The organism is Streptomyces parvus (genome assembly GCF_014648875.1).
Classification (GTDB): Bacteria; Actinomycetota; Actinomycetes; order Streptomycetales; family Streptomycetaceae; genus Streptomyces; species Streptomyces parvus.
Map to the genome: position 1 here is coordinate 263,805 of NZ_BMRY01000006.1, position 26,599 is coordinate 290,403.

Sequence of the window (26,599 nt, forward strand, 5' to 3'; positions counted from 1 at the left end):
GCTTGAGGAGCGGGGTCCGGGGCGGAGCCCCGGTTTCGGGAAGGGGCGGGGAGGGGGCAAGCCCGCCGCAGGCGCCCCACTCCCGCACCGGGCCACCCGCTCCTCACCCCACCGAGCTGTACGCCACAACCCCCCGCAACACCGCATCCACCGCCTTCCGCGCACTCTTGGCCACGCCGGAAGCCCCCTCCCCCGCATCCCGAGGCGCCGCCGCGGCCACCTGCCCCAGCACGTCGATCACCTGCTTGCACCACCGCACGAAGTCCCCCGCCGGCATCTCCGCCTCGCGCAGCACCTCGTCCAGCGTCCGGCCGGAGGCCCACATGTAGACCGCCCAGGCGAAGCCGAGATCGGGCTCGCGCTGTCCGACCCCTTCCGTCTGGTTGATCTTGAAGTCCTCCTCCAGACCATCAAGCCGCCCCCAGATCCGCACCATCTCGCCCATGGCGACCTTGGCAGGACCGGACGGCAGCTTGGGCGCGACCGCGTCATCGGCCTGCCGCGCCTCGTACACCAGAGCCGAGACGCACGCGGCGAGCTCAGCCGGGTTGAGCCCCTCCCACACACCCTCGCGCAGGCACTCGCTGGCCAGCAGATCCAGCTCACCGTAGAGCCGGGCCAGCCGCCGCCCGTTGGCGGTGACCTCGTTGCCCCGGAGGTAGTCCAGCTCGGTGAGGAGCGCGACGATCCGGTCGAAGGTCCGGGCGATCGTGTTCGTCCGCCCCTCGATCCGCTTCTCCAGCTGCCGTGTGTCCCGCTGCAACCGGTGGTAGCGCTCGGCCCACCGCGCGTGGTCCTCCCGCTCGTCGCACCCGTGGCAGGGGTGGGCGCGCAGCTCGGTCCGCAGCCGGGCGATCTCGCGGTCGTCGGCGGCCGGCGCCCGCCCCTTGCGGTGCCGGTCGGGCACGATGTGCCCGGCCTTGGACCGCAGCGCGGAGGCCAGATCACGCCGGGACTGCGGCGAGCGCGGGTTGAACGACTTCGGGACGCGCATCCGGTCCAGCGCCTCCACCGGCACCGGGAAGTCCATCGAGGCCAGCCGCTTGACCTGCCGCTCGGCCGTCAGCACCAGCGGCCGAGGCCCGTCGTGGTGGTCGAAGCCGCGATGCCCGTTGGCCCGCCCGGCGGGCAGCCCCGGATCCAGCACCAGGGCCAGCCCCGCGAACTTCCCCGTCGGAACGTGGATGACATCGCCCGGCCTCAGCTTCTCCAGGGACGAGGCCGCCGCCGCCCGCCGCTGGGCCGCGCCCTGCTTGGCCAGCTCCGTCTCGCGGTCCTTGAGGTCGCGCCGCAGGCGCGCGTACTCCTCGAAGTCCCCGAGGTGGCAGGTCATGCCCTCCTTGTAGCCCTCCAGGCCCTCCTCGTTGCGCTGCACCTGCCGCGAAATCCCGACCACCGACTTGTCGGCCTGGAACTGGGCGAACGAGGTCTCCAGCAGCTCGCGCGACCGGTGCCGCCCGAACTGCTGCACCAGGTTGACCGCCATGTTGTACGAGGGGCGGAAGCTGGAGCGCAGCGGATACGTACGCGTGCCCGCGAGGCCGGCCAGCGCCGTCGGGTCGAGGCCGCGCTGCCACAGGACCACCGCGTGGCCCTCGACGTCGATGCCGCGGCGTCCGGCCCGGCCGGTGAGCTGGGTGTACTCGCCGGGGGTGATGTCGGCGTGCTGCTCGCCGTTCCACTTGACGAGCTTCTCCAGCACCACCGAGCGCGCGGGCATGTTGATGCCGAGCGCCAGGGTCTCGGTGGCGAAGACGGCCTTGACCAGCCCCCGGACGAACAGCTCCTCGACGACCTCCTTGAACGTCGGCAGCATGCCCGCGTGGTGGGCGGCGATGCCCCGCTCCAGGCCTTCGAGCCATTCGTAGTAGCCCAGGACGTGGAGGTCCTCGCCGGGGATGGACGCGGTCCGCTCCTCGACGATCTCGCGGACCAGCCGGCGGTTGTCCTCGTCGTTGAGCCGGAGTCCGGCGTACAGACACTGCTGGACGGCGGCCTCGCAGCCCGCCCGGCTGAAGATGAACGTGATCGCGGGGAGCAGCCCCTCGTTGTCCAGCCGGTCGATGACCTCGGGCCTGCCGGGCGTCCAGATCCGGCCGCGCTGACGCCGCTCGCGCTCGCGGTCGGCCTCGCGCACCATCTTGCCCCGGCGGCGGTCGCGCGGGTTGTAGGTGTTCTGGCTCTCCTGGCGGGCGAGGCGGACCAGGTCCGGGTTGACCTCACGGCGTCCGGCGCCCCGGCCGCCGTGGTCGGTGCCCTCCTCGAAGAGGTCGTACATCCGGCGTCCGGCCATCACGTGCTGCCACAGCGGCACCGGCCGGTGCTCGGAGACGATGACCTCGGTGTCGCCGCGCACGGTGTCCAGCCAGTCGCCGAACTCCTCCGCGTTGGACACGGTCGCCGAGAGGGAGACCAGCGTCACCGACTCCGGGAGGTGGATGATCACTTCCTCCCACACCGCGCCCCGGAAGCGGTCGGAGAGGTAGTGCACCTCGTCCATGACCACATAGCCGAGGCCGGAGAGCGACTGCGAGCCCGCGTACAGCATGTTCCGCAGGACCTCGGTGGTCATCACGACCACCGGCGCCTCGGAGTTGACGCTGTTGTCGCCGGTCAGCAGCCCGACCTTGTCCGCGCCGTACCGCTTGACCAGGTCGGCGTACTTCTGGTTCGAGAGCGCCTTGATCGGCGTGGTGTAGAAGCATTTGCGGCCCTGCTCCAGGGCCAGGTGCACGGCGAACTCGCCGACGATCGTCTTGCCCGACCCGGTGGGCGCCGCGACCAGCACCCCCTTGCCCGCCTCCAGGGCCTGGCAGGCCTCGATCTGGAACGGGTCCAGACCGAAGTCGTACATCTCCCGGAAGGGCCCGAGGGCCGTCGCCATCTCGGCCGCACGGGCGCGGGATGCCTGGTATCGCTCAGCTGGTGAGAGGTCCTCTGTCATCTTGGCTACGAGCCTACCCGTCACCTCTGACAGTCAGCCCGATCTTTAAATCCCCTTGGGCTGCCACCCGGTCGGAGCCGGTCAGCGCCCCGTGAGCACCCGCACGGCCCCCGGTACGCAGGTGGCGGTGAGCGGCAGGGGCCCCATCGGTTCGCCGTCCGCGTACGCCGTGACACCGGATGCCACCAGCTCGATCGAGGAGACCCGGTGCACGGTGACGGCGGGGTGGGTCAGATGCGCGCCCTTGTAGACCTTCGGGAAGACCTTGAGCAGCTCGGTGCGGGTGCACTCCCCGACCACGGTCACGTCGAAGAGCCCGTCGTCCATCTCGGCCTCGGCGCAGATCCGCATGCCCCCGCCGTACGTGGTCCCGTTGCCCACCGCGATGAGCGTCGCCCCGATCTCGCGGACCTCGCCCCCGTCGAGCCGGATCCGGTACGGGATCGGCTTGAAGGCGGCCAGTTCGGCGAGGATCGCGAGGTCGTACTTGAACCGGCCGCCGACGAGGCGCATCCGGTTGCCCCGGTCGTTGACCCGGGAGTCGAAGCCGGAGGCGAGGACGGTGCCGAACCAGCGGCCTCCGACCCGCCCCAGGTCGATCTCGCGGTGGCCGCCGTCCTTGAGGGCCCGGGCGGCCAGCCGTCCGGCGGCGGCCGGGTCGCGGATCGGCAGCCCCAGCGCACGGGCGAAGTCGTTGCCGGTGCCGACGGCGACGACGCCCAGCGGCGTACTCGTCCCCGCGACGGCCTGGAGGGCGAGGGACATCAGCCCGTCCCCGCCCACGGCTATCATTGCCCCGGTCCCCGCCGCGACGGCCTCGCGGGCCCGGCGCAGGGCGTCGTCGGCGTCTTCACCCAGCACCGTACGGACGGAGAATCCGGCGTCCCGCAACGCGGAAGCGGCCGGCTGCGCGGCGTGCGCGCCCCGGCCGCGTCCCGCGGTGGGATTGACGAAGAGGGTGATCTCGCTGGTCACCCTTCCGGACCCTACAAGGTCAGGTGATGTCGTCGTAACCGTTCAGCCGCTGCGATCCGGGCCCGTCCGCCTCACCGGTGTTCTGGCCGGGCAGCGCGGGGCGGGAGGAGGACACGTTCTCCACACGGCCGACGGGCTCGGGCGTCAGATCCAGCTGCGATGCCTCGTCGTCGCTGAGCTCGGCGTCGGGGTTGTTGCGGTTGCGCCGCTTGTCGTTCAGGAGGGAGAAGCCGGTGGCGACGAAGTAGAGGAAGGCGAGCGGCCCGGCGAGGAGCAGCATGGAGAGCGGTTCGCCGCCGGGAGTGGCGATCGCCGCGAAGGCGGTGAGGCCGACGATCATGCCGCGCCACCAGCCGAGCATCCGCTTGCCAGTGACGACGCCCGTCATGTTCAGCGCGATGAGCAGCAGGGGCAGCTCGAAGGCGATGCCGAAGACGATCACCATCCGGACCAGCAGGTCCAGGTAGCTGTCGAGCTCGATCTGGTTCTGCACGTTGTCGGGGCTGAACCCGAGCATGATCTCGGCGGTCTGCGGGAGGATCGCGTAGGCGAGGTAGCCGCCGGAGATGAAGAGGGGTGCGCCCACCACGGCGAAGGCGTAGGCGTAGCGCTTCTCGCCCTTGTGCAGCCCCGGGGCGACGAAGGCCCACAGCTGGTACAGCCAGACCGGCGTGGCGAGCAGCACACCGGACATCAGAGCGACCTTGAGGGCGTTGGTGAACGGCGCCAGCAGGGTGTTGGTCTTCAGCAGCGCGCAGGGCTTGCCGTTGACGGCGACGACGACGCCGTCTTTGCAGCCGACGGATTCGAGCAGAGGGCGCAGAAGGAAGTCGTAGATCTCCTTCTGGAAGAACGCCGCCACGATCGTCACCACGACGATCGCCAGGACGGCCTTCAGCAGCCGGTTACGCAGCTCACGCAGGTGATCGAGGAGAGGCATCCGCCCCTCGTCGTCCTTCTCCTGCTTGCGGGCAGACTTGAGCAACCCACTTCCCTCGTCTCGTGCGGCGGCTGTCGGCGGAGCGCGTCGGCGGTCAGCTCTGGGTGGTGGGCTTGGCCTCGTTGACCGGGCGGGAGCTGGTGACGTCTCCCGGCGCGGCCTGGATGGTGCGCGCGGTGGTGGACTGCGGGGGGACCGTGTCGTCGACGGTCTCCGTGGTGGGCGTCGCGGTCGCCGCGTCGTCCTTCTTCATGGCCTTGGCCTCGCTCTTGAGGATGCGGGCCGACTTGCCGAGCGAGCGCGCCATGTCGGGGAGCTTCTTGGCACCGAAGAGCAGCAGGATGACAGCGATGATCAGAACGATCTCGAGGGGCTTCAGATTGCCGATCATGTGCGACTTCCTTCTCACTGAGGCGGCTGGGGGTGGGCTCGCTACCCGTTCGACCGGGCATACGTCCGATCGTTGCGCTTGGCAGCGATCGTAACCCGCAGGGGTAAACGCGAGGCAATGCCCGTGCGTACTCCGGCTTGCGGCCCCGCACCTCCCTGCCTGGGCCGACCCATGCAGCGTACCCCCCGGTGCTGTGGGGCATCAGGCCCCGGCGCGCTAGCGCAGGCCGTCACCGGTGGCCGCGAGCCGGGTGGCGGCCCGCTCCAGGTCCTCCGAGGCCCGGTTGATGCGCTCGGTGGTGTCGGTGACCTGGCGGCCGAGCCGCTGCGCCTCGACGAAGACCTTGATGCCGAGGACGCCGAGCACGGCGATGCCCAGGAATCCGAGGGCGATGGCGAGCATGGGCCAGAACATACGGGGGGCCTCTCTCCTGTACGGCTGCGCGGCGCTACAGGGCGGTGTGCAGGCGCAGGGTCCGTACGCCGCCGCCGGTGAGCAGTTCGATGATGCGCTCCCCGGCGGGCTTGCGGACCGAGGCGCCGCACTCGGGGCAGGTGAAGGTGTAGAAGGTGGTGCGGCGGGTGGCGCCGATCGCCAGCCGCAGTGCGGCGGCGGCCAGTTCGAAGCGCCCGCGGCAGTCGGGGCAGGCTGCCCGGAAGCGCACGGCTGCGGGGACCGGCACGGGGACGGGACCGGTGCCCGACCGGTGCGCGGGGCGTATCCCGGTGCCGGGCGGAGCCTCCGGGCGGACTCCGGAGGCGGCCGGGAACAGGGGCGTCCGGTTCATCGTCGTCTCCCTCCCCCCGGCCCTCAGACCGCGTCCTCGTAGGCGGCGAGCGCCTCGCGGGCGGCCTCGCGGGCGCTGTCCGCGAGCTCCGGCGGGGCGACGATGCGGCCGTCACCGCCGAGGCGCAGGGCGAGCCGGCGCAGCGAGGCCGGGTCCGGGGTGCGCAGGGTGATGCGCAGGCCGCCGTCGGGGAGTTCTTCGGCACTGTCGTGCGGGTAGTACTCGGCGACCCAGCGGCCGCCGGTGCCGACCTCGATCACGACCTCCGGGTCCTCGGCCGCGGGCTGGACGAGACCGGCGGACAGGTCGCGCAGTTCCAGCTCGGGCGGGGCGGCGGGGGCGTCGAGGAGGCGGATCTCGGCGACCCGGTCGAGCCGGAAGGTCCGGCGGGCCTCGGAGAGCCGGCACCAGCCCTCCATGTAGGTGTGGCCGACGGCGAAGAGCCGGATCGGGTCGACCTCGCGCTCGGTGAGTTCGTCGCGGGCGGGCGAGTAGTAGCGCAGCCAGAGGCGGCGGCGCTCGGAGATGGCCCGGTCGACGTCGGCGAAGACGCCGCCCTCCGCTTCGAAGGTCACCGAGAGCCGGGAGCTGGCCGCACCGGACTCGCCGGCGGCGGTCTCCAGCTTGGCGGTGGCGCGGACGAGGGCCTCCCGGTCGCTCTCGCGCAGGCCGGGCAGGGTGGCGACGGCGCGGGCGGCGACGAGCAGCGCGGTGGCCTCGTCGGCGGCGAGCCGGAGCGGTTCGGCGACGTCGTCCGGGTTGTGCCACCAGATGCGGTCGCCGTCGGTGTCGATGTCGAGGAGGTCGCCGCCGCGGAAGCTGGTGCCGCACATGGGCAGGACGTCGAGGTCGGAGATCAGCTCGTCCTCGGTGATCCCGAAAGCCCGCGCCACGTCCTGGACGTGGGCGCCGGGCCGCTCGCGCAGATACGTCACCAGGGACAGCATCCGGCGGGTCTGGTCGATCGCGTTCGTGGCCATCGTGTCGGCTCCCCTAGTCCTTGGCCACGGCTCGGAGCCGGTCCACCACATCGGCCCGCAGATCGGCGGGTTCCTCCACGACGACGTCCGGGCCGAACTCGACGAGCCAGGCGTCCAGCCCGTGTCCGTACGGGATCTCCAGCTCGTCCCAGCCGTCGCCCCGGTCCCGTACGGCGGTGGCGCGGGAGCGCAGCGGGTAGCCGGCTCCGGCGCGGAGCCTGATCCGGGCGGTCCGGGTCGCGGTCTCGCCGGCCCAGCTCTCGACGGTCTCGCGGACGGTGACCACGTCGGGAACCTCGGCGCTGAAGGCTCCGGCGCGGGAGCGGACCTTGCCGGTGATGCGGGAGAGCCGGAAGACGCGTTCGGCGCCCCGCTCACGGTCCCAGCCGGCCAGATACCAGTGGCCGCGCCAGCATTCGAGGGTCCAGGGTTCGACCTGGCGCTGTTCGGCGCGGGCGGAGTTGGCCTTGCGGTAGTCGAAGGTGACGGGTCGGCGGTCGCGGCAGGCCAGCATCAGGGGCTCGAAGGCCGCCTCGTGGACGGGGATGCGGGGTTCGAGGGCGCTGTGGACCTCGTAGGCGTCCTCGGCCTCGGGCATTCCGGCGGCGCGCAGCTTCTGCAGGGCACCGCTGGCGGCCCCGGCGAGGCGGGCCTGCTGCCAGACCTTGGCGGCGAGGCCGAGGGCGGCGGCCTCCTCGGCGTCCAGGGTGATGGGGGGCAGCCGGTTGCTGTCGCGGCGGGCGAGGTAGCCGATGTCGCCGTCGAGGTTCTCGACGGTCTCGATGACGAGTCCGAGCTCGCGCAGATCGTCCTTGTCGCGCTCGAACATCCGGTTGAAGGAGTCGTCGGAGCCCGCTTCGAGGTAGGCCTCGATGGATCCGCGGAGTTCGCGCTTGCTGAGGGGGCGCCGGGTCCCCAGCAGGCACAGCGCGAGGTTCATCAACCGCTCGGCCTTGGCAATCGCCATCGACGCCCTTTCTCCGGTGCTCTACGACGGTCGAACCTACCGCCCCGGGGTGTGGGGATCCAAAGTCGGGCCGTGGTCCGGAGCGCGGTGGGGGCTCGCCGGACAGCACCGAGGGCTCCCGCCGTACGGCGGGAGCCCTCGGACGTACAGCGGAACGGATCAGGCCGCGACGAGGTCGCAGACGAAGATCAGCGTCTCACCGGGGGCGATCTTGCCGCCGGCGCCGCGGTCGCCGTAGGCGAGGTGGGCGGGGATGATCAGCTGGCGACGGCCGCCGACCTTCATGCCCTGCACGCCCTTGTCCCAGCCGGAGATGACCTGGCCGGCACCGAGCTGGAACTGCAGCGGGGTGCCGCGGTTCCAGGAGGCGTCGAACTCCTCGCCGGTGGAGAAGGACACACCCACGTAGTGGACGGAGACGGTCTGGCCCGCCTGGGCCACCGGGCCGTCGCCCTCCCAGATGTCCTTGATCTCCAGATCGGCCGGCGGCTCGCCGCCCGGGAAGTCGACCTCGGGCTTCTCGATGCTCACTGAACTGCTCCTAAAAGAATCTTGGGGAAAAACCCCACAAGTCTTGCACGGGTCACCCCGTCGCCCGGACGTACGGAGAGGGTGTCACCGTACGGAGAGGATGTCTCAGACGGTGCCGAGGATGTCGACGACGAAGACCAGGTTGTTCTTGGCCAGCTGGTTGGAGGGGTCGGCTCCGTAGGCCTGGTTGGGCGGGATGGTCAGCAGGACTCGGTCGCCGACGTGCTTGCCGACCAGGCCCTTGTCCCAGCCCTGGATGACGCCGCCGACGCCGATCGGGAAGGCGCTCGCGCCACCGTGGTCCCAGGAGGAGTCGAACTTCTCGCCGTCCTCCCACTTCACCCCGGTGTACTGGACGACCAGGCCTTCACCGGCCTTGACCGCGGCACCGTCGCCCTTGATCAGGACCTGCTCCTTGAGGTCCTTCGGGGCCTTCTCGCCCTTGGGGATGGTGATGGTCGCGGCCTTCTGCGACGCGGCCTTCACCTCGGGCATCCCGGCCTCGCTGGCGGCCTGGGCGCCCTTCGCCTCGCCCTTCTTGTCGACCTTCTTGGCGTTGACGATGTCGACGACCCAGACCAGCGGGTCGGTGGGCTTGATCCCGGACTGCGGGTTCAGCTGCTCGCCGACGATCGCCTCGGCCGTGCCTTCGACCTGGACCCGGCTGCCGACCTTGTGGCCTGCCAGCGCGTCCGCGACCTTGGTCGGCAGCATCTGCCCCTGCTTGCCGACCTCCTGCACGACCTGGGCGCGGGGGGCCTTCGGGTCGGCACCCTGCCGCTGGGCCCAGGTGGAGCCGAGCGCCTCGATGTTGCCGGCGAAGTCCAGGCGGACGATGTCGCCCTTCTTCACCTCGGCGCCGTCACCGGTGGAGACGTCGCTCGTGACGACCTCGTCGGACACCTTGGCGTCCTTGGCGATCTCGATCTTGGGCTCGGCACCGAACTTCCCGGAGACCTCGGCGACGGGCCCCGAGTTCTTGGGCGCGGCGTCGTCCTTGGAATCGGAACCGCAGGCGGCGGTGATCAGCAGAGCGGGCACGGCCAGTACGGCGGCGGCACGCCGGGCAGTTTTCGTGGGGATCATCAGTCCAACTCGCGTAGGGGGCTCCGGGCACTCCCGCCACTCTACGACTTCGCCCCAGCGGCATCACGCGTACCGACACGGCTGTACGCCGGGGCGACCGGCCCCGGCGTACACTGTGTCCCTTTTCCCGCGGGTTCCGCTTTTCCCGGGCGGTTTCGCGCTCCCGAGTGGTGCCGCGCGGGCGGCCCGGTCACATGCCGGCGATCAGCTTCTCCACCCGTTCGTCGACGGACCGGAACGGGTCCTTGCACAGCACCGTGCGCTGCGCCTGGTCGTTCAGCTTGAGGTGGACCCAGTCGACGGTGAAGTCCCTGCGCTGCTCCTGGGCCCTGCGGATGAAGTCGCCGCGCAGCCGCGCCCTGGTGGTCTGCGGGGGCACCGTCTTGCCCTCGAAGATCTTCAGGTCGTTGCAGATGCGGGCCGTCTGGCCCTTCTTCTCCAGGAGGTAGAAGAGACCGCGCCGGCGGTGGATGTCGTGGTAGGCGAGGTCTATCTGGGCGACCCGCGGGTTCGACATGGTCATGTTGTGCTTGGCCCGGTACCGCTCGATGAGCTTGTACTTCATGACCCAGTCGATCTCGGTGTCGATCCGGTCGAGGTCCTGGGCCTCGATCGCGTCCAGGGCGCGGCCCCACAGCTCCAGGACCTGGTCGACGGTGCCGGTGCGGATACCCCGGCGCTCGACGAAGTCGACGGCCTTCTCGTAGTACTCCCGCTGGACCTCGATCGCCGAGGCCTCCCGGCCGCTGGCGAGGCGCACCTTGCGCTGTCCGGTGAGGTCGTGGCTGACCTCGCGGATCGCCCGGATCGGGTTCTCCAGGGTCAGGTCGCGCATCACGGTGCCCGCCTCGATCATGCGGAGCACCAGGTCGGTGGCGCCGACCTTGAGCAGCATGGTCGTCTCGGACATGTTCGAGTCACCGACGATGACGTGGAGGCGGCGGTACCGCTCGGCGTCGGCGTGCGGTTCGTCACGGGTGTTGATGATCGGCCGGGAGCGGGTCGTCGCGGAGCTGACGCCCTCCCAGATGTGCTCGGCACGCTGGCTGACGCAGTAGACCGCGCCGCGCGGGGTCTGGAGCACCTTGCCGGCGCCGCAGATCAGCTGCCTGGTGACGAGGAAGGGAATGAGGATGTCCGCGAGCCGGGAGAATTCTCCGTGCCGGGCCACGAGGTAGTTCTCGTGGCAGCCGTAGGAGTTTCCCGCCGAGTCGGTGTTGTTCTTGAAGAGATAGACGTCGCCCGCGATTCCCTCCTCGTGCAGGCGGCGTTCGGCGTCGACGAGCAGGCCTTCGAGAATGCGCTCGCCGGCTTTGTCGTGGGTGACCAGTTCGGTCACGTTGTCGCATTCCGGGGTTGCGTATTCCGGATGCGATCCCACGTCGAGGTAGAGGCGGGCGCCGTTCCGCAGAAAGACGTTGCTGCTGCGGCCCCATGACACGACACGGCGGAAGAGGTAGCGCGCCACTTCGTCAGGTGACAGTCGGCGCTGTCCCCTGAACGTGCACGTGACGCCGTACTCGTTCTCCAGCCCGAAAATGCGGCGGTCCATGACTGAACATTACGCCTTGTGGCCCGAGCTGAAACCGGGTTCGACGGCACCGTTTCGATCATTTTCCGATCCCGTCACGACGGCGGCGGTACGGACGGGAGCTGCGAGGACCCTTCCGGTGGCCAGCAGGACGATCAGAGCCGCTACTCCCCCGGCCCCCGCGACGGCGAAGCTCCAGGCGGTCGAGCCGAGTTCGACGGCCGGTCCGGCGACGGCCGTGCCGACCGCGGCGCCTACGCCGAACGTGGTGACGAGCCAGGAGAACGCCTCGGTCACGGTGCCGCGCGGGGCGTGCCGGTCGACCACGATGAAGGAGCAGGCGATGGCCGGCGCGAGGAACACTCCGGCGAGAGCGGCGAAGACGGTCATGAGCGGCACCGAGGGGGTGAGCGTCAGCGGCAGATAGCCCAGTGCCAGCAGTCCGACGATGACCCGCAGCCGCTTCTCGGGGGCGCCGGCCCACTGGCGCGCCCCGTAGGCCAGTCCGCCGATCAGCGCGCCGAGGCCGAGCGCGGCCATCAGCCAGCCGTACACCGCCTCCCGCCCGTGGTCGTCGGCGTAGGCCACCCCGGCCACGGTGATGGAGCCCAGCGCGAGGCCGACGAAGAAGAACGCGCCGAGGAGCGCCAGGAGTCCGGACGAGCGCAGGGCGCCGAGCCAGTGCGCCTCGCGGGGTGCGGAGCGCCAGGTGCGCGAGGGCTCGGACAGGACGACCGAGAGGGCGCCGAGGACGCCGATGGCATTGATGACGAGCAGCGCGGCGGCCGGGGACCAGAGCGAGACGAGCAGCGTCACCAGGAGCGGTCCGACGGTGAACATGATCTCCTGCGCCACGGCGTCCATGGCGTACGCCCGGTGCACCTGGCCCTCGCCCTTGAGGACGCTGGGCCACAGGGCCCGCAGACCGCCCTCCAGGGGCGGTGTGGCGACTCCGGCGACGATCACGGCGAGGCAGGCCAGCGGGAGCGAGCCGAGGCCGGTGAGGGCCAGCAGGGCCATCCCGAGCGCGGAGAGCACGGCGGCCGGGAGCTGGACGCGCGGCTGCCCGTACAGGTCCACGGCGCGGCCGAGCAGCGGCTGCCCGACGGCGGTGGCCAGGCCGTACGCGGCGGCGAGCGCGCCGGCCAGGGTGTAGCTGCCGCCCTCCGCCCGGGTGAACAGCACGATCGCGATGTGCGCGGTGCCGTTGGGCAGCCGCCCCACCAGGGTGCCCGTCAGCAGCCGGGCGGCGTGCCGCGCCCGGAGGATGTCCAGATATCCCGCGGCCATTCCCGCCCCTCTCCGCCCCGGCCGACCGTGCGCCCGCCGAAGTGTTACGTATAACGTCGAGGTTCATACGTACCATGTGCGCAGTTCGCGGGTCCACCCCGCGGCGCTACGGAGACGTTCCGCACGGAGGCACGAGTGACCAGCCCGCAGCAGCCCGTCCCCGCCCGGCCCACCAGTCGTGACGTGGCCCGTGCGGCGGGCGTCTCCCAGGCGACGGTCTCCCTGGTGCTCGGCGGGAAGTGGCCGGGCCGGGTGTCGGAGGTCACGGCCCAGCGAGTGAGGGAGGCCGCGGCGGAGCTCGGCTACCGGCCCAATCTGGCGGCCCGCAGTCTGCGGCTCGGCCGCACCAGGACGGCGCTGCTGGTGGTCCCCGCGCTCACCAACGAGTTCTTCGCGCGGGTCTACGCGGGCGCCGCGGCGCTCGCCGCCGAGCACGACTTCGGCGTGGTGCTCTATCCCTCACCGGACGGCACCGGTCCGGCCCGGGACCCCTTCGACTCGGCCCGGGCCGCGCTCGACGGGGTCATCGCGTCCTCGATGGCCGCCGACGCGCTGGACGCGCTGCACGGGGCGGATCTGCCGCTGGTGATGCTGGACAGCGACGCCTCGGACACCGGTCCCGCCGCCCATGTGAACCTCGACATCGCGGACGGGATGCGGCAGGTGACGGACCATCTGCTGGGGCTCGGCCACCGTCGCTTCCTGCATCTGGCGTCCGCCGTGGACACCTGGACGTTCGCGGTGCGCGCGGAGGCGCTGCACGAAGCGCTGGGCGCGGCGGGTGACGCGACGGTGCGTACGGTGCGGGCTCCGCTGGACGTGGGGGCGGGGCGTGAGGCGGCCGAGCAGGCTCTGGCGGTCACCGGGGAGCGGCCCACCGCGATCATCTGCGACGACGACATCCTCGCCGCCGGGGCCTGCAAGGCGGCGCGCAGGCTCGGGCTGCGGGTGCCGGACGAGCTGTCGGTGACCGGCTTCGACGACCTGGCGCTGGCCACCGCGCTGGAGCCGGAGCTGACCACCGTGCGGCTGCCGGCGGAGCAGGTCGGGGAACGGGGCATGGAGGCGCTGCTCGCCGTGCTGGACGGCCGCCCCGCCGAACAGGGCGGTCTCCCGGTCGAGCTCGTCGTACGCGGCTCCACGGCGCCCCCGCCCGCCGCCCGGGCATGACGGTGCCCCCGGGCCGGGACCCGGGGGCACGTCGAGCACCGCTCGGCTACTTGTCGGTCTCCTCCGAGGAGCCGGACTCGGAGCCGGACGCGCGGCCGGTGTCCGTACCGGTGGAGTCGCCGTCCTCGGCGTCGGACGGGGCGTCCGTGGGCGTGCTGGCGGCGGATTCCGTCTCCAGCAGCCGGGCCAGCTGACGGCCGACGATCCGCTTGAACTTGCGCTGCTGGGGGCGGGTGCGGTCCAGGACCGCGACCTCCAGGCGCTCCGCGGGGATCTCCCGCTCGCCGCCGCCCGGCTCCCGCGAGAGGGCCTGGACGGCCAGCTTGAGCGCCTCGGCCAGCGTCATGCCGTCGCGGTGCCGCTGGTCGAGGAAGCCGCTGATCTGCTCGGCGTTGCCGCCGACCGCGACCGAGCCGTGCTCGTCCACGATCGAACCGTCGTGCGGCAGCCGGTAGATCTGGTCGCCCTCGGGGTCGGTGCCGACCTCGGCGACCACCAGCTCCACCTCGTACGGCTTCTCGGCCGCGCTGGAGAAGATGGTGCCGAGCGTCTGGGCGTAGACGTTGGCCAGCCCACGGGCCGTCACGTCGTCCCGGTCGTAGGTGTATCCGCGCAGATCGGCGTAGCGCACACCGCCGATGCGGAGGTTCTCGTACTCGTTGTACTTGCCGGCGGCGGCGAAGCCGATCCGGTCGTAGATCTCGCTGAACTTGTGGAGCGCGCGGGACGGGTTCTCGCCGACGAACACAATGCCGTCGGCGTACTGCAGCACAACGAGGCTGCGACCACGGGCGATGCCCTTGCGGGCGTATTCCGCCCGGTCGGCCATGGCCTGCTGGGGTGAGACATAGAACGGCGTCGACACCGGCTATCCGTCCCTTCCTGTCAGTGACGAGTGCATCGGAAAAAGGCTCGGAGTCCGGATCAGAGCAGCGCGGCGCGCGGGCCGTCGGGCTGCTCGAGTCGGCGTTCCAGGATGGAGCGCGCGATCTCGGAGGACTCCTGGTCGGTCAGCCTCCGGAAGCCTTCGTCGGTGATGACGGTGACGATCGGGTAGATACGGCGGGCCACGTCCGGGCCGCCGGTCGCCGAGTCGTCGTCCGCCGCGTCGTACAGCGCCTGCACGACCAGGGTGAGGGCCTGTTCCTGCGTCAGGTCCTCGCGGTAGAGCTTCTTCATCGAGCCGCGGGCGAAGATCGACCCGGAGCCGGTGGCGGCGTAGCCGGTCTCCTCGGAGCGGCCGCCGGTGACGTCGTAGGAGAAGATTCGGCCCTTGTCGCGGTCGATGTCGTAGCCCGCGAAGAGGGGGACGACGGCGAGGCCCTGCATGGCCATGGCGAGGTTGGAGCGGATCATGGTGGAGAGCCGGTTGGCCTTGCCCTCCAGGGAGAGCTGGGCGCCCTCGACTTTCTCGAAGTGCTCCAGCTCCAGCTGGAACAGCTTGACCATCTCCACGGCCAGTCCGGCGGTGCCCGCGATGCCCACCGCGGAGTACTCGTCGGCCGGGAAGACCTTCTCGATGTCGCGCTGCGCGATCATGTTGCCCATGGTGGCGCGCCGGTCGCCGGCCAGGACCACGCCGCCGGGGAAGGACGTGGCGACGATGGTCGTCCCGTGCGGCGCCTCGATCGCCCCCTGGAGCGGCGGCAGGCTGCGGTTGCCCGGGAGCATCTCGGGCGACTGCTCGGACAGGAAGTCCATGAACGAGGACGAACCCGGCGTCAGGAAGGCAGCTGGTAGACGCCCGGTGCTACGAGTGTTGGCTTCCACGCGTTTCCCTCCAGGTATGCGATGGCCCTGCGCAAGAGAGTCAGGATCATCCCCCAACTTGCCGATGGCCGAATTGCAGTTGAAGCAACTTGTGCCACGGACCCTACCCGCCCCGCGGGAGTGATCCACATGTTCGGCGGGGGATATCCGCGCCGATCCGGCGGCCCGTCGACCGGGCCCCGGTCGGCAGGCGGGGTGACGGCGTGCGCCGTCACCCCGCTTCCTACCGAGCGTTCACACTCGTGAACTACTCCCCGCCCTTTTGAACGAAGGACCTCACGAAGTCCTCGGCGTTCTCCTCGAGCACGTCGTCGATCTCGTCCAGCACCGAGTCGACGTCGTCGCTCAGCTTCTCCTGTCGCTCCGCAAGGTCCTCGGACGCCTGCGCGTCCTGCGCCTGCTCCTCGACCTCCTCGGTGGAACGTGTCGCCTTCTGCTGTCCGCCGCCGGTGTCCTTGGTCGCCATGTAGCTCACCCCGCTCGGTTCGAAGCAATCGAAGCTCTTGATCAGACCCTACCCACCGGGTCCGACATTTGGCCCGGTAGTTGATGCAAGCCCGTGCCTCAGGTGATTGATTCCCAGCCCGGAGGCCTTTCAGCCGCCCGACAGCGTGCGGACCAGCTCCTCCGCCGTACGGCAGCGGTCGAGGAGATCCTTCACGTGCTCCTTGGTCCCGCGCAGCGGCTCCAGGGTGGGCACCCGCTGCAGGGAGTCGCGGTCCGGCAGGTCGAAGATCACCGAGTCCCAGGAGGCCGCCGCCACATCGTCGGCGTACTGCTCCAGACAGCGGCCGCGGAAGTAGGCCCTGGTGTCCTCCGGAGGCGCCGTACGGGCCCTGGTGACCTGGTCCTCGTTCAGGAGGCGCTTCATCTTGCCGCGGGCCACCAGACGGTTGTACAGGCCCTTGTCGGGCCGTACGTCCGCGTACTGGAGGTCCACCAGATGCAGCCGGGGGGCGTCCCAGTCCAGCGCGTCGCGGCGGCGGTAGCCCTCCATGAGCTCCCGCTTGGCGATCCAGTCCAGCTCGCCCGACAGGCTCATCGGATCGGTCTCCAGCCGGTTGAGGGTGTCCTCCCAGCGGGTCAGGATGTCCTTGGTCTGCTCGTCGGCGTCCGTCCCGTACCGCTCGTCGACGTATTTGCGGGCCAGCTCGAAGTACTCCATCTGGAGCTGGACCGCGGTGAGTGTCCGGCCGCTGCGGAGCGTGATCAGCTGCCGCAGGTCCGGGTCGTGGGAGACCTGGTGCAGGGTGCGTACGGGCTGGTCGACGGCCAGGTCGACGCTGATGAAGGCGTCCTCGATCATCGACAGCACCAGGGACGTGGTGCCGAGCTTGAGATAGGTGGAGATCTCCGAGAGGTTGGCGTCGCCGATGATCACATGGAGCCGGCGGTACTTCTCGGCGTCGGAGTGGGGCTCGTCCCGGGTGTTGATGATGGGGCGCTTGAGCGTGGTCTCCAGGCCGACCTCGACCTCGAAGTAGTCGGCGCGCTGGCTGATCTGGAAGCCGTGCTCGTGGCCGTCCTGTCCGATGCCGACCCGGCCCGCGCCCGTGACGACCTGGCGTGAGACGAAGAACGGCGTCAGATGGCGCACGATGTCCGAGAAGGGCGTCTCCCGCTGCATGAGGTAGTTCTCGTGCGTGCCGTAGGAGGCGCCCTTGTTGTCGGTGTTGTTCTTGTAGAGGTGGATCGGCTGCGCGCCGGGGATGGCGGCCGCCCGCTCGGCGGCCTCCGCCATGATCCGTTCGCCGGCCTTGTCCCAGAGCACCGCGTCGAGCGGGTTGGTGATCTCCGGGGAGCTGTATTCGGGGTGCGCGTGGTCGACGTAGAGCCGGGCGCCGTTGGTGAGGATGACATTGGCCAGGCCGATGTCCTCGTCGGTGAGCTGGCTGGAGTCGGCGGTCTCACGGGCGAGATCGAAGCCTCGCGCGTCACGCAGCGGGTTCTCCTCCTCGAAATCCCAGCGGGCACGTCGCGCCCGGTGCATCGCCGCCGCGTAGGCGTTGACGATCTGGGACGAGGTGAGCATGGCATTGGCGTTGGGGTGACCGGGGACGGAGATCCCGTACTCCGTCTCGATGCCCATTACTCGCCGTACGGTCATGCGGCCCTCCTTGCCCGGCGTCGGCCCCTCCCGGAGCGACGCTCACGTACCGCTGCTGTGTCCGGTGCGTCTGTGCGGTGCCCGTCACCGCACTGCGCGACTCGGCGGTACCGCAGAGCCTAGAGCGCCTCTGCGCCGGTGGGGAGATCAATTACGACTTTGGCTCCGGCATGGCCGGAACGTGGGAATGAAACCGGCTGCGGAGGCCCCTGGGGCCTTCCGCAGCCGGTCCGGGTATTACAGGTACTGGCCGGTATTGGCCACCGTGTCGATGGAGCGTCCGGTGTCCGCGCCCTGCTTTCCGGTGACGAGTGTGCGGATGAAGACGATCCGCTCACCCTTCTTACCGGAAATCCTGGCCCAGTCGTCCGGGTTGGTGGTGTTCGGCAGGTCCTCGTTCTCCTTGAACTCGTCCACGCAGGCCTGCAGGAGATGAGCGACCCGCAGCCCCTTCTGGCCCTGTTCCAGGAATGCCTTGATGGCCATTTTCTTTGCCCGGTCGACGATGTTCTGAATCATCGCGCCGGAGTTGAAGTCCTTGAAGTACAGGACTTCCTTGTCGCCGTTGGCGTAGGTGACCTCGAGGAAGCGGTTCTCCTCGGACTCCGTGTACATCCGCTCCACGACCGACTGGATCATGGCGTGGGCGGCGGCCTCGCGCGAGCCGGTGTGCTCGGAGAGGTCGTCCGCGTGCAGCGGGAGCGACGGGGTCAGGTACTTCGCGAAGATGTCCTTCGCCGCCTCGGCGTCCGGACGCTCGATCTTGATCTTCACATCGAGCCGCCCGGGCCGCAGGATGGCGGGGTCGATCATGTCCTCGCGGTTGGAGGCGCCGATGACGATGACGTTCTCCAGGCCCTCCACCCCATCGATCTCGGCGAGCAGCTGCGGGACGATGGTGTTCTCCACGTCCGAGCTGACGCCGCTGCCGCGGGTGCGGAAGAGGGACTCCATCTCGTCGAAGAAGACGATGACGGGGGTACCCTCGCTCGCCTTCTCCCGCGCACGCTGGAAGACCAGGCGGATGTGCCGCTCGGTCTCGCCGACGTACTTGTTGAGCAGCTCGGGGCCCTTGATATTGAGGAAGTAGCTCTTCCCCGCGGGCTGCCCGGTCACCTCGGCGACCTTCTTGGCGAGCGAATTGGCTACGGCCTTGGCGATGAGCGTCTTGCCACAGCCGGGCGGGCCGTAGAGCAGGATGCCCTTCGGCGGGCGCAGCTCGTGCTCCTTGAAGAGGTCGGGGTGCAGATACGGAAGCTCGACCGCGTCGCGGATCAGCTCGATCTGGTCGCCCAGGCCGCCGATCTTGTCGTAGTCGATGTCCGGGACCTCTTCGAGGACTAGCTCCTCGACCTCGCTCTTGGGGACCACCTCGTAGACGTAACCCGACCTGGAGTCCAGGAGCAGGGCGTCGCCGGAGCGGATGGTGATGTCGAGCAGCGGCTCGGCGAGCCGCACCACCCTCTCCTCGTCGGTGTGCCCGACCACCAGGGCGCGCTCGCCGTCCTCAAGGATCTCCTTGAGGGTGACGATGTCCCCGGCGCGCTCGAACTCCATGGCCTCGACCACGTTGAGCGCTTCGTTGAGCATGACCTCCTGGCCACGCCGCAGATCTTCGAGCTCGACGCTGGGGCTGACGTTCACCCGGAGCTTGCGGCCCCCGGTGAAGATGTCGCAGGTGCCGTCCTCGTTGGCCTGCAGGAAGACGCCGAAGCCGGCCGGCGGCTGCGCGAGCCGGTCGACCTCTTCCTTGAGGGCCACGATCTGGTCACGCGCCTCACGGAGCGTGTTGGCGAGCCGCTCGTTCTGAGCGGACACGCCTGCCAGATTCGTCTGCAACTCGACGATCCGCTCTTCGAGAATCCTCGTGTGCCGCGGAGAGTCGGCGAGCTTACGTCGCAGGACGGCGATTTCCTGCTCGAGATAGGCAACCTGGCCGGCTGGGTCCTCGGACCCGCGCGCGGGCCGGATGCCGCGGTTGATGTCGTCGTCGTGGGCTGCCACGGTCCTCACCTCCTCCATGGGGAGCTGGACGCTTCCTGACCCTACCTGGGTGGGTGGTGATTGAAACCCCTAGATCACAAAGACTGCGGGGCGTGTCCGATCTTCACCCTTGCGCTCTCCCTCACGTCAAGGGAATACCCACCCTTCGGCACCGGAAAGCCGCCGGTTGTATCGTCGAACTGTTCAACACCCGTCAGGGCTGGCTTCAATTGGTTCGGATACGCAGGAACGGCAGGACACATGACCGTGCAGCAGGACTCGCCGGGCGACAGTGACACGCAGGACCTGGAGGTCTGGATCGACCAGGACCTCTGTACGGGGGACGGTATCTGCGTGCAGTACGCCCCCGATGTCTTCGAGCTGGACATCGACGGCCTGGCGTATGTGAAGAGCTCCGACGACGAGCTGCTCCAGGACCCGGGGGCGACCACTCCGGTGCCGCTGCCGCTCCTCCAGGACGTCGTCGATTCGGCCAAGGAGTGCCCGGGCGACTGCATCCACGTGCGGCGCGTCAAGGACAACGTCGAGGTGTACGGGCCGGACGCCGAGTAGCCGTCCGGGAGCGCGGGCCCCAGCGGCGCTCAGACGCTGCGGGCGAGCTCCCCGGAGCTGCGGACGAAGGCCTGCCCCTTCCATCGCCAGGAGGCCTGTTCCTCCTGGTCGGGGCAGCAGCGGGGCACCTCGAGCGAGGAGTAGCCGAGGAGGGTCGCGGAGACGACGCCGTCGCGTACGGCGAAGTCCCCGACGGTCTTCTTGTCAGCGGGGTCCACCAGGGTCGCCACGACCCGGGGTGCGGCCCCGCTCGTCTGTGTCAGGACGTAGATGCCGCCGGGCGGGGTCCCCGATCCGGCGGCGCAGTGCACCACGGCGACGGTTTCCGGCCGCCCGTCCCCGTCGAGGTCCCCGGGGGCCTGCTTCGCGACGGTCGTCCCGGCACCGCCGCACTGGAGCGGGAAGTCGACGCCGGCCGGGTCCGGGGCGGGCACGGGGGCGCCGTGCTGCGTGGTGGTCCGCTGCTCGGAGGCCGTGGCGGTCGCCGTGGCCGTACGGGGCTGGAGCAGCCCGGCCAGCGCGACGACGCCCGCCATCGCCGCGGCCGTGGCGAGCCAGTGCATCGGCTTGGCGGCGGTGTGGGCGAGGTCCGGGAGCGCGGAGGTCTGCACGCGGTATGTCTCCTGATGGTTCCTGGAAGCCCGGTGAAGGGGTGGGAACACCCCCGAGGGGTGGCCAGCATCGTGCCACACCTCACACCCGGGCGGAACGCCGGGGTCAACGAAAAGGCGCCGCCGCGCCGTTCTCCGGTCGGTCGGGGAACTGCGCGGCGGCGCCGGTGCGTTGTGCGGGTCAGCCGCGGTCGGCGGCGGAGCCTCCGCGGCTCTGGCTGCCCGGGCCCTCGTAGTCCTCGCCGTAGGCGCCCTTGGAGGGGCGGCGGCGGCGCAGCGGCGGCTCGACGCCGTCCGCGAGGCGGCGGGCGGTGACCAGGAAGCCGGTGTGGCCGATCATCCGGTGGTCGGGGCGGACGGCGAGGCCCTCGACGTGCCAGTTGCGGATCATCGACTCCCAGGGCTGCGGTTCGGCGAAGCAGCCGATCTCGCGGATGGACTCGACGGTGCGCGAGAGCTGGGTGGTGGTGGCGACGTAGGCGCAGAGGATGCCGCCGGGCACCAGGGCCTTGGAGACGGCCTCCAGGCACTCCCAGGGGGCGAGCATGTCCAGCACGACGCGGTCGACGTCGGTGTCGGAGAGGTTGTCCTGGAGGTCTCCGACGGTCAGCTGCCAGGCGGGGTGCGGCGAGCCGAAGTAGCGCTCGACGTTCTGCTGGGCGATCTCGGCGAAGTCCTCGCGGCGCTCGTAGGAGTGCAGCATGCCCTGCTCACCGATGGCGCGCAGCAGGAAGGTGGAGAGCGATCCGGATCCGACCCCGGCCTCCACGACGCGGGCGCCGGGGAAGATGTCGGCGAAGGCCAGGATCTGGCCCGCGTCCTTGGGGTAGACCACGGCGGCGCCGCGGGGCATGGACAGGACGTAGTCGGGGAGCAGGGGGCGCAGCGCGAGGTAGGCGACGTTTCCCGTGGTGCGGACAACACTGCCCTCGGGAGCACCGATCAGCTCGTCGTGCTGGAAAGAACCCTTGTGGGTGTGGAAGTTCTTTCCGGCTTCGAGCGTGAAGGTGTAGTGGCGTCCCTTGGGGTCGGTGAGCTGTACCTGGTCCCCGACCTTGAAGGGCCCACGTCGGCGGGCGGCACCGGTCGGTTCAGACATGTGACCAGCCTACCGGTGTTCCGGGGGCCCCTCAGGACTCGGGGCGGGCCATGGCCTTGACGAAGGCGCGCTCGACGTCGGCGGTGGAGAGGACGCCGTAGATCTCCCCGGTCTCCTCGACGACCAGGTACTCGGTGGCGGGGGTGGCCTTGAGCCGGTCCAGGAGGGCTTCGCCGGCCAGTTCGGCGGGGACCTTCATGCCGTCGGTGAGGTCCTGGGCGAGGCCGCTGACGGCGACCCAGGGGCGGCGGTGCTCGGGGACGCCGACGATGGCGGCCTCGCGCACGACGCCCTTGGGGTTGCCCTGTCCGTCGACGACGACCAGGGCGCGGGCGCCGGCCTCGTTGGCCCGGCGCAGCGCTTCGGAGAGCGGGGTGGCGGACTCGACGGGGACGGCGCGGCGGGTCAGGCTTCGGGCCCTCAGATCGGGCAGGTGCTCGCGGAGGCGGGCCATGCGCAGGCTGTTCCCGGCGCCGGTCCAGATGATGCCGGCGAGGATCGCGGCGAGCAGCGCGTCCATGACGGTCTCGACGCCGCCGATGTCCTGGGCGGTGCCGCCGAGGGCTCCGGTGTGGGTGAGCAGCGGCAGTCCGACGAGGACGGTGACGGCGAGGCCCCGGCCGACCCAGGCGGCGGCGATGGTGCCGCTCATGGGCTTGCCGGTGATCTTCCAGACGACGGCGCGGAGCATCCGGCCGCCGTCCAGCGGCAGCCCGGGCAGCAGGTTGAAGGCGGCCACGATGAGGTTGGAGATCATCAGGCCCGCGAGCAGGACGCCGGGGACGGTGCCGGGCTCGACGAGCTGCATCGCGCCGTAGAAGACGCCGCCGAGGACGAGGGAGAGGAGCGGGCCGACGAAGGCGAGGACGAACTCGCGGCCGGGGGTCTCCGTCTCCTTCTCGATCTCCGAGACGCCGCCGAAGAACTGGAGCTGGATGCGGCGGACCGGGAGCTTGTAGCGCAGGGCGGCGACCGTGTGGGCCAGTTCGTGGACGAGCACGGAGGCGTAGAAGGCGATGGCGAAGAACAGGGCGACGAGGTAGCGGGCGCCGCCCAGCTCGGGCAGCACGCGGTCGAGCTGGCCGCCGAAGACCCAGGTGATCAGCGCGGCGACGACGAACCAGCTGGGGGCGACGTAGACGGGCACGCCGAAGGGGCGGCCCATGAGCAGGCCGCCGCCCGGCTCCGCGGGGCGTTTGGGCTTGCCGTCGTCCGGGTCGGTGCCGGAGGCCGTTCCCCCTGCGCCGGGCTGCGGCCGCCCGCTGTCGCCGCTGTCTTCCACGGGGTCCCTTCGGTTCGGTGAGTGGCCTGTGCCACGATCATGCAGTGTGCGAGGGTCTGCCGTCGATGGTATGCCGCTCGGTGTCAGTGGCGGGCCGTAGGGTCTTGAGACATGACCTCCGTGCCGCGGCCGCCTCAGCCGCCTTCGTCCCTGTCGCCGTCGCGGGCGAGCGATTTCATGCAGTGCCCCTTGCTGTACCGCTTCCGGGTCATCGACAAGCTGCCGGAGAAGCCCAGCGAGGCGGCTACCCGCGGCACGCTGGTCCATGCGGTGCTGGAGCGCCTCTTCGACGTCCCGGCGGCCGACCGTACGGCGCCGCGGGCGCGGGCGCTGATCCCCGGCCAGTGGGACCGGCTGCTGGAGTCGAAGCCCGAGCTGAGCGATCTGTTCGCCGGGGACGCCGAGGGCGAGCGTCTGACGCGGTGGCTGGGCGAGGCGGAGCGACTGGTGGAGCGGTGGTTCTCGCTGGAGGACCCGACGCGTCTCGAACCGGCCGAGCGCGAGATGTTCGTCGAGACGGAGCTGGAGTCGGGGCTGCGGCTCCGCGGGGTGATCGACCGGGTGGACATCGCGCCGAGCGGCGAGGTCCGGATCGTCGACTACAAGACGGGCAAGGCGCCGCGGCCGGAGTATTCCGACGGGCCGCTGTTCCAGATGACGTTCTACGCGCTGGTGATCTGGCGGCTGAAGGGCGTGGTGCCGCGCCGTCTCCAGCTGGTCTATCTGGGCAGCGGGGACGTCATGACGTACGACCCGGTGGTGGCGGACCTGGAGCGGGTGGAGCGCAAGCTGCTGGCGCTGTGGGACGCGATCCGGCTGGCGACGGAGACCGGCGACTGGCGGCCCCGGCCGACGAAGCTGTGCGGCTGGTGCGACCACCAGGCAGTGTGTCCGGAATTCGGCGGGACTCCCCCGGTCTATCCGCTGTCGGTCCGCCCGGCGGATTCGGGTGAGGATGACCAGGGCAGAATGGCACCGGTCCGGGCCGAGGCCGGCCGACCCGTGGCCCTTGAGGGCCCTTAAGGAGTTCCTGTGGCGATCCGCGTCCTTCTGGTCGACGACCAGCCTCTGCTGCGCACCGGTTTCCGGATGATCCTGGAGGCGGAAGGCGATCTGGCGGTGGTCGGCGAGGCCGGTGACGGTCTGCAGGCCATCGACCAGGTGCGGGCGCTGCAACCCGATGTGGTGCTGATGGACATCCGGATGCCGCGGATGGACGGGGTGGAGGCGACCCGTCAGATCACCGGCCCCGGGAAGGACGGCCCGGCGAAGGTGCTGGTGCTGACGACCTTCGATCTCGACGAGTACGTGGTCGAGGCGCTGCGTGCGGGGGCGAGCGGCTTCCTGCTGAAGGACGCCCCAGCGGCCGAGCTGGTGCAGGCGATCCGGGTGGTGGCGGCGGGCGAGGCGATGCTCGCGCCCAGCATCACCCGCCGGCTGCTCGACAAGTACGCCGATCATCTGCCGTCCGGCGAGGAGCCGGTGCCGGACGCCCTGCACACACTGACGGACCGTGAGGTCGAGGTGCTGAAGCTGGTGGCGCGGGGGCTGTCCAACGCGGAGATCGCGGCGGAGCTGTTCGTCAGTGAGACGACGGTCAAGACGCATGTGGGCCATGTGCTCACCAAGCTCGGTCTGCGCGACCGGGTGCAGGCCGCGGTGTATGCGTACGAGAGCGGGCTGGTGCGCCCCGGCGCGCAGTAGCCCGGCCCCGCCCCCGCGCTCGCGGAAGGAAGTTCACGCGGCACAACACCGTCCGGCCCGCGCCCCACCTCGCGAGAGGCGGGGTGCGGGCCGGACGGCGTTCGCGCTCGGAACTCAGGCGCTCTGCCGGTTGAGCTCCCAGAGCTGGAGTTCGGAGGTGGCGCTGACGGAGCGCTCCACCCCGGCGATCCCGTCGCGGGAGGCCACGTACTGCTTGCCCTGCCAGATCGGCAGCACCGGCACATCGTTGGCGACGATGTTCTGGAGCTTCTCGTAGGTGGCGGCGGCCGCGGTGCGGTCGGCCTCGCGGCGGGACTGCGGGATGAGGACCTTCTCCGCCTCGGGCGACCGGTAGGGCGAGTTGAGGAAGTTGTTGGCGTCCAGGAAGGGCGCGGTGTAGTTGTCCGGGTCCGGGAAGTCGGGGAACCAGCCCATGCCGTAGGCCGCGTAGTCGCCGCGCTTCTGCTCGGGGCGGTACTTCGACCACTCCGTGCCCTGGACGGAGACGTCGAAGAGGCCCGATGTGTTCAGCTGCTGCTGGATCGCCTTGAACTCGGCGGCGGTGGCCGGGCCGTAGTGGTCGTTGGTGTAGTGCAGGGTGAACTTCACCGGCGTCTTGATCCCGGCTTCGCGCAGGATCGCCGCGGCCTTGGCGGTGCTGGGCTCGCCGTACTTGTTGAAGAAGGCGTTGGTGTGCCCGGCGATGCTGGAGGGGATCAGCGAGTAGAGCGGTTCGGCGGTGGTGCCGTACACCTTGCCCGCGATCTGGCCACGGTCGATGATCTGCGCCATGGCCTGCCGGACGGGCTTGTCGACCACGGGGTCCTTGGTGTTGAACCCGAGGTAGCTGATGGCCAGTCCGGGCAGCTCGGTGAGGTCGATGCCCTCCTTCGGCTGCACGAGCATGTCGTGGGCCTGCTCGGGCGACATCGCCCGGGTCATCAGGTGGATCTTCTTCTCCTCGAGCGCCTTGCCCATGGCCTCGGCGTCGGGGAAGAGGTCCATCTCGACCTCGTCGTTGAGGACCTTCAGCTCGCCCTTGTACGAGGGGTTCTTCTTGAAGGCGATCTTGACGACGCGGCCGTCCTCGACCTCCGGCTTCATGGTGTACGGGCCGGATCCGTCGACCTGGAAGCCGGTGCGGGCCGCCTTCGCCGGGTACTGCGCCTTCGGGACGATGCCGGCGGCGGGGGTGGCGAGCTTGTACGGGAAGGTCGCGTCGGGCGTGTTCAGGTGGAAGATCACCTGGTCCTCGCCCTTGGTCTCGATCGTGTCGATATTGGCGAGCAGGCCGACCGGCCCGCTGTCCGAGTCGATGTCGATGACGCGCTGGATGGAGTGCTTCACGTCCTCGGCGGTGACGGGCGTCCCGTCGGCGAAGGTGAGGCCCGCCCGCAGGGTGCAGCGGTAACTCTCGTTCGCGGTGTCGGTGAAGGTGCAGCTGCGGGCGGCCTCGGGCACCGGCTCGCCGCCGCCGTTGGGCACGGTGGTCAGGGTCTGCACGGTCTGCCGCAGGACGTTCCAGACGCCCGCTTCGTAGCCGATGGCCGGGTCGAGCGGCGCGGGGTTCTCCTTGGAGGCCACGAGCTGGTCCGTGGTGCCGACGACGATGGCCCCTTCGCCACCGGCGCCGCTGTCCGTGCTGCCGCAGGCGGCGAGCACGGGGGCGAGCAGGCCGACGACGGCCGGCAGCACCAGGGTCTTGCGGTTCATCTGGACGTTCTCCCTCATCCCGGCAGGTGAGGAATCCAAGTTAGTAGCCGCGGGTGGGCCCTCCGACCGCCCGACGAACGGTGCACGCTCCCCCGGCCGCCAACGAGGCGGACATATGATCACCATTACGGACAGCACGCTCGTTTCGGCGGGACACCGGAGGCT

25 protein-coding genes and 1 pseudogene are annotated in these 26,599 nt (G+C 70.3%); 4 read left to right on the top strand and 22 right to left on the bottom strand.

The features are described from left to right. Positions 1-103 precede the first annotated feature (103 nt). From IE140_RS20455 to IE140_RS20510, 12 genes are all read right to left on the bottom strand, one after another. Positions 104-2,944 carry a DEAD/DEAH box helicase gene (locus tag IE140_RS20455; RefSeq protein ID WP_093445005.1) on the bottom strand — a complete coding sequence of 947 codons (2,841 nt, stop codon included), beginning with the start codon at positions 2,942-2,944 and terminating at the stop codon, positions 104-106. Between the two features lie 81 nt (positions 2,945-3,025). After that, positions 3,026-3,919 carry a diacylglycerol kinase gene (locus IE140_RS20460; protein ID WP_150193566.1) on the bottom strand — a complete coding sequence of 298 codons (894 nt, stop codon included), beginning with the start codon at positions 3,917-3,919 and terminating at the stop codon, positions 3,026-3,028. A gap of 19 nt (positions 3,920-3,938) precedes the next feature. Next, complete coding sequence (gene tatC / locus IE140_RS20465; RefSeq protein ID WP_100562184.1) at positions 3,939-4,904, bottom strand: twin-arginine translocase subunit TatC; 966 nt, start codon at positions 4,902-4,904, stop codon at positions 3,939-3,941. A 49-nt stretch (positions 4,905-4,953) separates the two neighbouring features. Further along, the gene (tatA, locus tag IE140_RS20470; RefSeq protein WP_030088270.1) at positions 4,954-5,250 is read right to left on the bottom strand and encodes a Sec-independent protein translocase subunit TatA; all 297 of its coding nucleotides are present in this window, start codon (positions 5,248-5,250) and stop codon (positions 4,954-4,956) included. A 216-nt stretch (positions 5,251-5,466) separates the two neighbouring features. Beyond that, entirely contained in the window at positions 5,467-5,664 is a 198-nt protein-coding gene (locus IE140_RS20475; RefSeq protein ID WP_006123367.1) for a hypothetical protein, read from the bottom strand. 34 nt (positions 5,665-5,698) lie between these two features. Beyond that, the gene (locus tag IE140_RS20480) at positions 5,699-6,037 is read right to left on the bottom strand and encodes a hypothetical protein (RefSeq protein ID WP_189460604.1); all 339 of its coding nucleotides are present in this window, start codon (positions 6,035-6,037) and stop codon (positions 5,699-5,701) included. Between the two features lie 23 nt (positions 6,038-6,060). Then, the gene (locus IE140_RS20485; protein WP_093445008.1) at positions 6,061-7,017 is read right to left on the bottom strand and encodes a helix-turn-helix transcriptional regulator; all 957 of its coding nucleotides are present in this window, start codon (positions 7,015-7,017) and stop codon (positions 6,061-6,063) included. Between the two features lie 13 nt (positions 7,018-7,030). Next, positions 7,031-7,984: a helix-turn-helix transcriptional regulator gene (locus IE140_RS20490; RefSeq protein WP_093445009.1), complete on the bottom strand. Its 954-nt coding sequence runs from the start codon at positions 7,982-7,984 to the stop codon at positions 7,031-7,033. A gap of 159 nt (positions 7,985-8,143) precedes the next feature. Next, the gene (locus IE140_RS20495; RefSeq protein ID WP_032767413.1) at positions 8,144-8,515 is read right to left on the bottom strand and encodes an FKBP-type peptidyl-prolyl cis-trans isomerase; all 372 of its coding nucleotides are present in this window, start codon (positions 8,513-8,515) and stop codon (positions 8,144-8,146) included. A 105-nt stretch (positions 8,516-8,620) separates the two neighbouring features. Further along, a complete protein-coding gene (locus IE140_RS20500; protein ID WP_032767414.1) occupies positions 8,621-9,601 on the bottom strand; it encodes an FKBP-type peptidyl-prolyl cis-trans isomerase in 981 nt (326 codons plus the stop codon). A 190-nt stretch (positions 9,602-9,791) separates the two neighbouring features. Further along, on the bottom strand, positions 9,792-11,153 hold the full coding sequence (gene pafA, locus IE140_RS20505) for a Pup--protein ligase (protein ID WP_006123373.1): 1,362 nt from the start codon (positions 11,151-11,153) through the stop codon (positions 9,792-9,794). Positions 11,154-11,162: 9 nt separating this feature from the next. Further along, positions 11,163-12,422: an MFS transporter gene (locus tag IE140_RS20510; protein ID WP_150193567.1), complete on the bottom strand. Its 1,260-nt coding sequence runs from the start codon at positions 12,420-12,422 to the stop codon at positions 11,163-11,165. Between the two features lie 135 nt (positions 12,423-12,557). Here IE140_RS20510 and IE140_RS20515 point away from each other — a divergent pair, with 135 nt between their 5' ends. Continuing rightward, positions 12,558-13,592, top strand: coding sequence for a LacI family DNA-binding transcriptional regulator (locus IE140_RS20515; protein ID WP_093445012.1), 1,035 nt, complete (start codon positions 12,558-12,560; stop codon positions 13,590-13,592). Between the two features lie 46 nt (positions 13,593-13,638). Here the strand turns inward: IE140_RS20515 and prcA are convergent, their stop codons facing one another. From prcA to arc, 6 genes and pseudogenes are all read right to left on the bottom strand, one after another. Then, positions 13,639-14,457, bottom strand: a complete 819-nt coding sequence (gene prcA, locus IE140_RS20520; RefSeq protein ID WP_109177993.1) for a proteasome subunit alpha — start codon at positions 14,455-14,457, stop codon at positions 13,639-13,641. Positions 14,458-14,516: 59 nt separating this feature from the next. Then, a complete protein-coding gene (gene prcB, locus IE140_RS20525) occupies positions 14,517-15,362 on the bottom strand; it encodes a proteasome subunit beta (RefSeq protein WP_150193568.1) in 846 nt (281 codons plus the stop codon). Further along, positions 15,314-15,506: pseudogene (locus tag IE140_RS36080) on the bottom strand (endonuclease domain-containing protein); the annotation flags it as partial. The pseudogene IE140_RS36080 and the gene prcB, both read right to left, overlap by 49 nt. A 103-nt stretch (positions 15,507-15,609) precedes the next feature. Then, a complete protein-coding gene (locus IE140_RS20530) occupies positions 15,610-15,828 on the bottom strand; it encodes a ubiquitin-like protein Pup (protein WP_010057120.1) in 219 nt (72 codons plus the stop codon). Positions 15,829-15,957: 129 nt separating this feature from the next. Continuing rightward, positions 15,958-17,469, bottom strand: coding sequence for a depupylase/deamidase Dop (gene dop, locus IE140_RS20535; RefSeq protein WP_093445013.1), 1,512 nt, complete (start codon positions 17,467-17,469; stop codon positions 15,958-15,960). Positions 17,470-17,706: 237 nt separating this feature from the next. Further along, complete coding sequence (arc, locus tag IE140_RS20540) at positions 17,707-19,473, bottom strand: proteasome ATPase (RefSeq protein ID WP_006123382.1); 1,767 nt, start codon at positions 19,471-19,473, stop codon at positions 17,707-17,709. A gap of 240 nt (positions 19,474-19,713) precedes the next feature. Here arc and IE140_RS20545 point away from each other — a divergent pair, with 240 nt between their 5' ends. Next, a complete protein-coding gene (locus IE140_RS20545; RefSeq protein ID WP_006123384.1) occupies positions 19,714-20,025 on the top strand; it encodes a ferredoxin in 312 nt (103 codons plus the stop codon). A gap of 29 nt (positions 20,026-20,054) precedes the next feature. On the opposite strand, the gene IE140_RS20550 is transcribed toward IE140_RS20545, so the two are convergent. From IE140_RS20550 to IE140_RS20560, 3 genes are all read right to left on the bottom strand, one after another. Next, complete coding sequence (locus tag IE140_RS20550) at positions 20,055-20,636, bottom strand: hypothetical protein (protein WP_093445014.1); 582 nt, start codon at positions 20,634-20,636, stop codon at positions 20,055-20,057. Positions 20,637-20,817: 181 nt separating this feature from the next. After that, positions 20,818-21,735: a tRNA (adenine-N1)-methyltransferase gene (locus IE140_RS20555; protein WP_006123386.1), complete on the bottom strand. Its 918-nt coding sequence runs from the start codon at positions 21,733-21,735 to the stop codon at positions 20,818-20,820. 31 nt (positions 21,736-21,766) lie between these two features. Then, entirely contained in the window at positions 21,767-23,017 is a 1,251-nt protein-coding gene (locus IE140_RS20560) for a site-2 protease family protein (protein WP_109177994.1), read from the bottom strand. Between the two features lie 177 nt (positions 23,018-23,194). Here IE140_RS20560 and IE140_RS20565 point away from each other — a divergent pair, with 177 nt between their 5' ends. Together IE140_RS20565 and IE140_RS20570 are read left to right on the top strand one after the other, a co-directional pair. Then, positions 23,195-24,040: a RecB family exonuclease gene (locus IE140_RS20565; protein WP_229826856.1), complete on the top strand. Its 846-nt coding sequence runs from the start codon at positions 23,195-23,197 to the stop codon at positions 24,038-24,040. 9 nt (positions 24,041-24,049) lie between these two features. Further along, positions 24,050-24,721: a response regulator gene (locus IE140_RS20570; protein WP_006123389.1), complete on the top strand. Its 672-nt coding sequence runs from the start codon at positions 24,050-24,052 to the stop codon at positions 24,719-24,721. 114 nt (positions 24,722-24,835) lie between these two features. On the opposite strand, the gene IE140_RS20575 is transcribed toward IE140_RS20570, so the two are convergent. Next, complete coding sequence (locus IE140_RS20575; protein ID WP_150193569.1) at positions 24,836-26,434, bottom strand: ABC transporter substrate-binding protein; 1,599 nt, start codon at positions 26,432-26,434, stop codon at positions 24,836-24,838. Positions 26,435-26,599: the final 165 nt, after the last annotated feature.